General features: G+C 68.9%; 8 protein-coding genes. 6 read left to right on the top strand and 2 right to left on the bottom strand.

Translation table 11 applies throughout. The features are described 5' to 3' along the window. Positions 1 to 15 precede the first annotated feature (15 nt). Genes bioB through AC2VOG_RS05630 form a run of 3 tightly spaced genes read left to right on the top strand, consistent with a single transcriptional unit; the run spans position 16 to position 1,934 of the window. Positions 16 to 1,050: a biotin synthase BioB gene (bioB, locus tag AC2VOG_RS05640; protein WP_486938936.1), complete on the top strand. Its 1,035-nt coding sequence runs from the start codon at positions 16 to 18 to the stop codon at positions 1,048 to 1,050. Between the two features lie 6 nt (positions 1,051 to 1,056). Further along, on the top strand, positions 1,057 to 1,290 hold the full coding sequence (gene bsaP, locus AC2VOG_RS05635; protein ID WP_486938937.1) for a biotin synthase auxiliary protein BsaP: 234 nt from the start codon (positions 1,057 to 1,059) through the stop codon (positions 1,288 to 1,290). Then, positions 1,287 to 1,934, top strand: coding sequence for a DUF2567 domain-containing protein (locus AC2VOG_RS05630; protein ID WP_486938935.1), 648 nt, complete (start codon positions 1,287 to 1,289; stop codon positions 1,932 to 1,934). Before bsaP ends, AC2VOG_RS05630 begins: the two co-directional genes overlap by 4 nt. On the opposite strand, the gene AC2VOG_RS05625 is transcribed toward AC2VOG_RS05630, so the two are convergent. Together AC2VOG_RS05625 and AC2VOG_RS05620 are read right to left on the bottom strand one after the other, a co-directional pair. Continuing rightward, positions 1,900 to 3,237 (bottom strand): lipase family protein, encoded by a 1,338-nt coding sequence (locus AC2VOG_RS05625; protein ID WP_486938934.1) that lies wholly within the window; start codon positions 3,235 to 3,237, stop codon positions 1,900 to 1,902. The two genes, AC2VOG_RS05630 and AC2VOG_RS05625, sit on opposite strands and share 35 nt — an antisense overlap. 62 nt (positions 3,238 to 3,299) lie before the next feature. Next, positions 3,300 to 4,010 (bottom strand): NUDIX hydrolase, encoded by a 711-nt coding sequence (locus AC2VOG_RS05620; protein WP_486938933.1) that lies wholly within the window; start codon positions 4,008 to 4,010, stop codon positions 3,300 to 3,302. Between the two features lie 50 nt (positions 4,011 to 4,060). Between AC2VOG_RS05620 and nadA the strand changes: the two genes are divergently transcribed. The 3 genes from nadA to nadC are packed head-to-tail and all read left to right on the top strand — an operon-like array spanning position 4,061 to position 7,624. Further along, positions 4,061 to 5,134: a quinolinate synthase NadA gene (nadA, locus tag AC2VOG_RS05615; RefSeq protein ID WP_486938932.1), complete on the top strand. Its 1,074-nt coding sequence runs from the start codon at positions 4,061 to 4,063 to the stop codon at positions 5,132 to 5,134. Beyond that, positions 5,131 to 6,717: an L-aspartate oxidase gene (locus AC2VOG_RS05610; RefSeq protein WP_486938931.1), complete on the top strand. Its 1,587-nt coding sequence runs from the start codon at positions 5,131 to 5,133 to the stop codon at positions 6,715 to 6,717. The genes nadA and AC2VOG_RS05610 overlap by 4 nt, the downstream gene beginning before the upstream one ends. 49 nt (positions 6,718 to 6,766) lie before the next feature. Next, positions 6,767 to 7,624, top strand: coding sequence for a carboxylating nicotinate-nucleotide diphosphorylase (nadC, locus tag AC2VOG_RS05605; protein WP_486938930.1), 858 nt, complete (start codon positions 6,767 to 6,769; stop codon positions 7,622 to 7,624). Positions 7,625 to 7,861 lie beyond the last annotated feature (237 nt).

Below are 7,861 nucleotides of genomic sequence, written 5' to 3'. Positions count from 1 at the left end.
CCTAAGGAGTAGCTGGTGACTCAGGCGGCGACTCGGCCGATATCCGACACCGACAGCACCGACATTCTGGCGGTGGCTCGCCGGCAGGTGCTGGAGCACGGCGAAGGGCTGAGCCAGCAGCAGGTGCTCGAAGTGCTGCAGCTGCCCGACGACCGCCTCGAAGAGCTGCTGGCCCTGGCGCACGAGGTCCGGATGGCCCATTGCGGCCCCGAGGTCGAGGTCGAGGGCATCATCAGCCTGAAAACCGGTGGCTGCCCTGAGGATTGTCACTTCTGCTCTCAGTCGGGGTTGTTCGCTTCGCCGGTGCGCAGCGCCTGGCTGGACATCCCCAGCCTGGTCGAGGCGGCCAAGCAGACCGCGAAGTCCGGCGCTACCGAGTTCTGCATCGTCGCCGCGGTGCGAGGACCCGACGAGCGGCTGCTGGCGCAGGTGGCAGCGGGCATCGAAGCGATCCGTGACGCCGTGGACATCCAGATCGCCTGTTCGCTGGGCATGTTGACCGCCGACCAGGTGGATCGGCTCGCCGCGATGGGCGTGCACCGCTACAACCACAACCTGGAGACCGCCCGTTCGTTCTTCCCCGACGTCGTCACCACGCACAGCTGGGAAGAGCGCTGGGAGACGCTGTCGATGGTGCGTGCGGCCGGCATGGAGGTGTGCAGCGGCGGCATCCTCGGCATGGGCGAAACCGTCGAGCAGCGCGCCGAGTTCGCCGCCAACCTGGCCGAGCTCGACCCCGACGAGGTGCCGCTGAACTTCCTCAACCCGCGACCTGGCACGCCGTTCGGCGACCTCGAGGTGCTGCCGGCCGGCGAAGCGCTCAAGGCGGTGGCCGCCTTCCGGTTGGCGCTGCCGCGCACCATGCTGCGGTTCGCCGGTGGCCGCGAGATCACCCTGGGTGACCTGGGCGCCAAGCAAGGCATCTTGGGCGGCATCAACGCGGTGATCGTCGGCAACTACCTGACCACGCTGGGGCGTCCCGCCGAAGCTGACCTGGAGTTGCTCGACGACCTGCAGATGCCCATCAAGGCGCTCAACGCCAGCCTGTAGCGCGTGATGGTCCGCGATCTGCCCGCCCCGCTCAGCGCCGGCGTCTACAACATCTACACGGGTAAGCCGTCCGCGGAGGGTGCCGCTATTCCGACCGCGGCGCGGTTGGGCCTGGAGCCGCCCCGGTTCTGCGCCGAGTGTGGCCGCCGGATGGTGGTGCAGGTACGGCCCGACGGCTGGTGGGCCAAATGCTCGCGGCACGGGTTGGTCGATTCCGCCGAACTCGAGCCGCTCCGATGACGGACATGCGGCCGGGCCCGCGGATTTCTCGACGACGGGCGGCGCTCACGGTCGCCGCGGGTTTGGTGCCGGTCGGCGTGCTCGTCGGCGCCCTGTGGGCGTGGCTCGCGCCGCCGGTCCGGGGCGTGCTGGTGTTGACCCACAGCGGGGAGCGGCTCCACGAATACCTGGGGCCGGAATCTGATCACTTCTTCGTCGCCGCGTTCCTGATGCTGGGGCTGCTCAATGTGGTCGCCGCGGTCGCGGCGGTGCTCGTGTGGCAGTGGCGGGCGCACCGCGGACCGGGGATGGTCGTGGCACTGTGCAGCGGCATGCTGGTCGCGGCCGGTGTCGCGACCGGCGTGGGCGTATTGGCGGCCCACTTCCGTTATGGCACAGTCGATTTCGCTGCAATCCCGCTGAGTGTCGATCAGCTGCACTACTTCACGCAGGCGGCGCCGGTGTTCTTCGGCCCGTCGTGGCTGGAGATGGCTTGCACACTGCTGCTGCCTTCGGCCACCGCGGCACTGGTGTACGCGGTGCCGGTCGCAGCGACCGCGCGCGACGACCTCGGCGGCTTTCCGCCCGGTGAGTCGATTCACCCGCGGACAGAAGGTGCCGCCGACGCCGTCACAGCGGACGGCGGTGCACCGACTTCCCGGTGATGACTTTGGCCGCGATCACGCCCAGTCGCGCCATCCCGACGTAGGTCATCGGGTTGAACATCGTCGGCCATGTCGTGCGGATCAGGTGATCGGTCAGCGGCCTACGCGCAAAACGGTCCTGCAGCCAGCGCAGCGCCATCGGCGCCGACAGCGGGTGCAGCAGCAAGTGCTCGTTGAACGCGTCGCGGTGGTAGGTGACATTGGCGCCGCCGGCCGAGTAGGCGTCGGCCAGCCGGTCGATGTCTTCGACGTCGATCAGGTAGTCGTGCACTGCCTGCACGATCAACACCGGCGGCGTGGGCACCTTGGCGCCCAGCCTGATGCTGTCGAAGACGTGCTGAACCTCGGGCATCGTCAAAATTTCTTCCAGCGGCCGGTCGAGATAATTGCCCAAGTCCTTCTTGACCATCCGGATCACCGCGCCGACCGTCGTCATGCTCTCCAGCCGTCGCAGCAGGGCGCGACCCTCGTCACTGGCGTGCTCGTCGATCACCCGGTTCAGCTCGGGATAGATGTGCACCAGCGCGGCCACCACCATCGCGGGCAGACCGGACAAGAAGCTGCCGTTGAGCCGGCGGAAGGTGTGGCCGAGGTCGCCGACGGGTGACCCGAGGACCGCGCCGACGATGTCCAGCTCGGGTGCGTAGTCGGCACACAGCTCGGCGGCCCAACCGGTCGCCAGCCCACCGCCGGAGTACCCCCACAGCGCCACCGGAGCCGTGCGGGACAGTCCCAGGCGTTCGGCGCCCAGCGCGGCCCGGATGCCGTCCAGAATGAAGTAGCCGGGTTCGAACGGCGCACCCCACATGCCGGTGCGGCCTTCGTGGTCGGGGATCGACACCGCCCAGCCCTCGGCCAGCGCGGCGGAGATCAGCAAAAATTCCAGCTGAGCCAACGATCCCAGCGCGTTGGCGCGGCGGCGCAGCGCGTAGGACGGGAAGCAGCGCGACGATACTGCGTCGATCGCGCACTGGTAGGACAGCAGCGGGCAGGGGCGGTCAGGACTGGCATCGGCGGGGACGATCACCGTGGTCGCGGTCGCCTCGGGCTGGCCATTCATATCGGTGCTCCGGTACAGCAGCTGGGTGGCCATCGCCGGTTGCGGGATCAGCCCGAGAAACGCCAGCTCAACGTCGCGCGAACGCAGGACGGTGCCGGGTGTGGCGTGCTGGTAACCGGGTGGCGGCTGGTAGAACGGGTCCTCGGTCGGCAGCTGCGGTCGGACCTTGGCCTGCAGTTCTTCGTGCGGCGCACGTCCGATCCACTCGGCGCCGGTAGCGGTCGCAAGGTTGCCAATGTCCATCGGGGCATTGTTGCCTAAGAAGGTATTAAGAATCCAGTCGGCCCGCCGGTGAGTCGCCCGTCTTACACCGAGCCGGGCGGGCGCAGCGCGGCGAATTCGTCGGTGACCCGTAGCTGTGCATCGGCGAAGCGGTAGAACGCCGCCGGTCGGCCGCCGCTCCGGCCGGACTGCGCGACGGTGCCGGTCGCCGTGATCACGCCGCGGCGGGCCAGCACCCGCTGCAGGTTGGTGGTATCCACCTGATGACCCAACGTGGCGCCGTAGATGTCACGCAGTGTTGACATGGCGAATTCGGTTGGCGCCAAGGCGAACCCGATGTTGGTGTAGGACATCTTCGCCGCCAGTCGGGTTCGGGCATGGGCGACCATCGGGCCGTGATCGAACGCCATCGTCGGCAGCGCGGTGACCGGGTGCCAACGGGTGTCGGATGGCAGCTCCGGGACGGCGGGGGAGGGAACCAGACCCAGAAACGTCGAGGCGATCGTCCGGGTGCCGGGCAGCCGGTCTGGCTCGGAGAACACCGCGAGCTGCTCCAGGTGCGCGACTTCCTGTAGGTCGACCTTCTCGGCGAGCTGACGTCGCACCGACGTTGTCATGTCCTCGTCGTGGCGTAGCCGCCCGCCGGGCAGCGACCACGCACCGCGCTGCGGAGCCCGGGCTCGCTGCCACAGCAGGACGTTGAGCTCGGGTTTTTGCGTCTTCGGGTCTGCCCCGAGCCCGCGAACCTGGAATACGACAGCGAGCACTTCGTGCGCGGTGCTACCATTAGCCATGTTTTCGATCATAAGTCGAAAACCTGTACTCGGAGGCGAAAGGACCGACTATGGCAGTCGTGAATCGCACCGATTTGCGGTCAAACGGACTGGATGCTGGCCTGGCGAACGATTTGACCTCTGGAATTACCAACTCTCCCAACGGGTTCGGTGGTATCGAGGGCGACGAGCAATGGGCGGCCGATATTCGTCGGCTGGCCCAGCTGCGCAACGCCACGATTCTGGCGCACAACTATCAGCTGCCGGCCATCCAGGATGTCGCCGACCACGTGGGCGACTCGCTCGCGCTGTCCCGGGTGGCAGCCGAGGCATCCGAGGACACCATCGTGTTCTGCGGCGTGCACTTCATGGCCGAGACCGCGAAAATACTGAGCCCCGACAAGACCGTGCTCATTCCTGACCAGCGAGCCGGCTGCTCGCTGGCCGACTCGATCACACCCGAGGACCTGCAGGCCTGGAAGGCCGAGCACCCGGGAGCGGCCGTCGTCTCCTACGTCAACACCACCGCCGCGGTGAAGGCGCTGACCGACATCTGCTGCACCTCGTCGAACGCCGTCGACGTTGTCGCCTCGATCGACGCCGACCGTGAGGTGCTGTTCTGCCCCGATCAGTTCCTCGGCGCGCACGTGCGACGGATGACGGGCCGCGACAACCTGCACGTCTGGGCCGGTGAATGCCATGTACACGCCGGCATCAACGGCGACGAGCTCGCCGAGCAGGCCCGCACGCACCCGGACGCCGAGTTGTTCGTCCATCCCGAGTGCGGTTGCGCGACCTCGGCGCTGTACCTGGCCGGCGAGGGCGCATTCCCGGCAGACCGGGTCAAGATCCTGTCGACCGGCGGCATGCTCGACGCCGCGCGCGAGACCCGGGCCCGTCAGGTACTGGTCGCGACGGAGGTCGGCATGCTCTATCAGTTGCGTAACGCCGCGCCGGACACCGACTTCCAAGCGGTCAACGACCGTGCCTCGTGCAAGTACATGAAGATGATCACCCCCGCGGCGCTGCTGCGCTGCCTGGTCGAGGGCGCCGACGAAGTTCACGTCGATACCCACACCGCTCAGCGGGCGCGCCAGAGCGTGCAGCGGATGATCGCCATCGGCCAGCCCGGCGGTGGCGAATGAGCAGCCACCCGGTCTGGGAAGAGCACGCCGACGTCGTCGTCATCGGCACGGGTGTGGGCGGATTGGCTGCCGCGCTGGTCGCCCACCGGGCGGGCCGGCGGGTGATCGTGCTCAGCAAGGCGGCCCGCAAGCCGGGCGTGACCGCGACCCACTACGCCCAGGGCGGCATTGCCGTGGTGCTGCCGCACAATGACGACTCGGTCGACGCGCACGTAGCGGACACCCTCGCGGCCGGCGCCGGATTGTGCGACACCGATGCGGTGACATCGATCGTCAGTGACGGTTATCGGGCGGTCTCCGAATTAGTCAGCCACGGAGCACGATTCGACGAGGCTGCGGCCGGCGGCTGGGCGCTCGGCCGTGAAGGCGGGCACTCGCGTCGGCGCATCGTGCACGCCGGCGGCGACGCCACCGGGGCCGAGGTGCAGCGCGCCCTCGACCATGCCGCCGCCACGCTGGACATCCGGATCAAGCACGTCGCGCTGCGGTTGCTGACCGACACCACGTCGGGAACGGCTGCGATCACCGGTGTGCTGGTGGCAGATCGGCGAGGCGTCGGGATCGTGCACGCGCCGTCGGTGATCCTGGCCACCGGAGGTCTCGGCCAACTCTACGGCGCAACCACCAACCCCAAGGGCTCTACCGGCGACGGCATCGCGCTGGCGCTGTGGGCCGGCGCCACGGTGAGCGACATCGAGTTCATCCAGTTCCACCCGACGATGCTCTTTGACGGCCGCATGGGCCGCCGCCGGCCGCTGGTGACCGAAGCGATTCGCGGTGAGGGCGCGACTTTGGTCGACAGCCAAGGTAATTCGGTGACAGCAGGTGTGCATCCAATGGGCGACCTGGCGCCACGCGACGTGGTGGCCGGCGCTATCGACGCCCGGCTGCGAGCCCTCGGCGACGACTGCGTATTCCTCGACGCCCGCGGTATCGAGGACTTCGGGCGGCGCTTTCCGACGGTTGCCGCGGCCTGCAAGGCGGCGGGCATCGACCCCGTTCGTCAGCCGATCCCGGTGGCCCCCGGTGCGCACTACAGCTGCGGGGGCGTGGTCACCGACGTCTACGGCCGCACCGAACTGCCGGGGCTGTTCGCCGCCGGCGAGGTGGCCCGGACCGGTATGCACGGGGCCAACCGGCTGGCCTCCAACAGCCTGCTGGAAGGACTGGTCGTCGGTGGTCGAGCCGGACGGGCCGCCGCCGAGCATGCCGGGTTGCGGGGCCGGGTCCGCGCGACGGCCATCGCGCCGGCCGACTGCGGCGCGCTGGCCCGTGACGAGTTGCAGCGGGCGATGACCCGCGGCGCCTCGGTGGTCCGCGACGCCGAGGGGCTGCGCCGGTTGGCCGACACCCTGTCAGAGACGGTGGCCGGTGTGGTCACGACGCGCACCGGCCTGGAAGACGCCGCCCTGACTGTTGCCGCGCGCGCGGTCACGTCCGCCGCGCTGGCCCGCGAGGAAAGCCGAGGCTGTCACCACCGGGCCGAATACCCGGACCCGACCCCGGCGCCCGCCCGCAGCCTTGTCGTCCGGTTGGCCGCCGACTGCAGCCCGCGGGTTGAAGAGCTGGCGGCGGTCAGCTGATGCGCCGCCGGCGACGATGCAGAGCGCAGCGATGAGGAGGAGCGGCGCCGTGAGCCTGTCCGACAGCGAGCTGCGCGAGGCTCGCGCCACGATCGCCCGCGCGCTCGAGGAGGACCTGCGATACGGGCCCGATATCACCACAGCGGCAACGGTTCCCGACGGCGCGACCGCCATCGCGTCGCTGATCTGCCGCGAACCCGGGGTGATCGCCGGGGTGGACGTTGCGCTGCTCGTTCTCGACGAAGTGCTGGGCCCGGATGGCTACCGCATCGTCAACCGCGTCGACGACGGAGCGCGCTTGCAGCCCGGGGATTCGGCGTTGACGGTGGACGCGCCGATGCACGGTCTGCTGACCGCCGAACGGACCCTGCTGAATCTGGTCTGCCACCTGTCCGGGATCGCCACCGCGACCGCGGCGTGGGTGGCCGCGGTGGACGGCACCAAGGCCAAGATCCGTGACACCCGCAAAACGCTGCCCGGGCTGCGAACCCTGCAGAAGTACGCGGTGCGTGTCGGCGGCGGGGTGAACCACCGGCTCGGGCTGGGTGATGCGGCGCTGATCAAGGACAACCACGTCGCCGCCGTGGGATCGGTAGTGGGCGCCTTGCAAGCGGTGCGGGCGGCCGCGCCGGATCTGCCGTGCGAAGTCGAGGTCGACTCCCTCGAGCAGCTTGACGACATTCTCGTGGAGAACCCCGAGTTGGTGTTGCTCGACAATTTCCCGGCCTGGCAGACGCAGATCGCCGTACAACGCCGCGATGCCCGGGCACCGGGCACCAAGCTCGAGTCCTCCGGCGGGCTTTCGCTGGACACTGCGGCCGAGTACGCCCGCACTGGTGTCGATTACCTCGCGGTCGGGGCGCTCACGCACTCGGTGCGGGTGCTCGACATCGGGCTCGACGTCTGACGTTCGAGCATCCAAGCGGGCATCGGGACTTTCACCATCGTGGTGGTGCGGCGCCGCGTCCGAAGCCCCATGTCGACTGGCCCAGTTGCGGCTTGGGTTGTTGGTCGGGCGGTCGTCGAAAGTCGGCTTCCAGCAATGGTTCTGCATCAACTCCCGCGGTGAGCGCCGAGCACGGTGCGCTGAACTCGCACGCACCACAATGCGCGGCAAATGTCGGGTAGACGCTCGGCGAGCTGG

The organism is Mycobacterium sp. TH-M11 (genome assembly GCF_057473725.1).
This window is presented reverse-complemented; position numbering and strand designations above follow the sequence as displayed.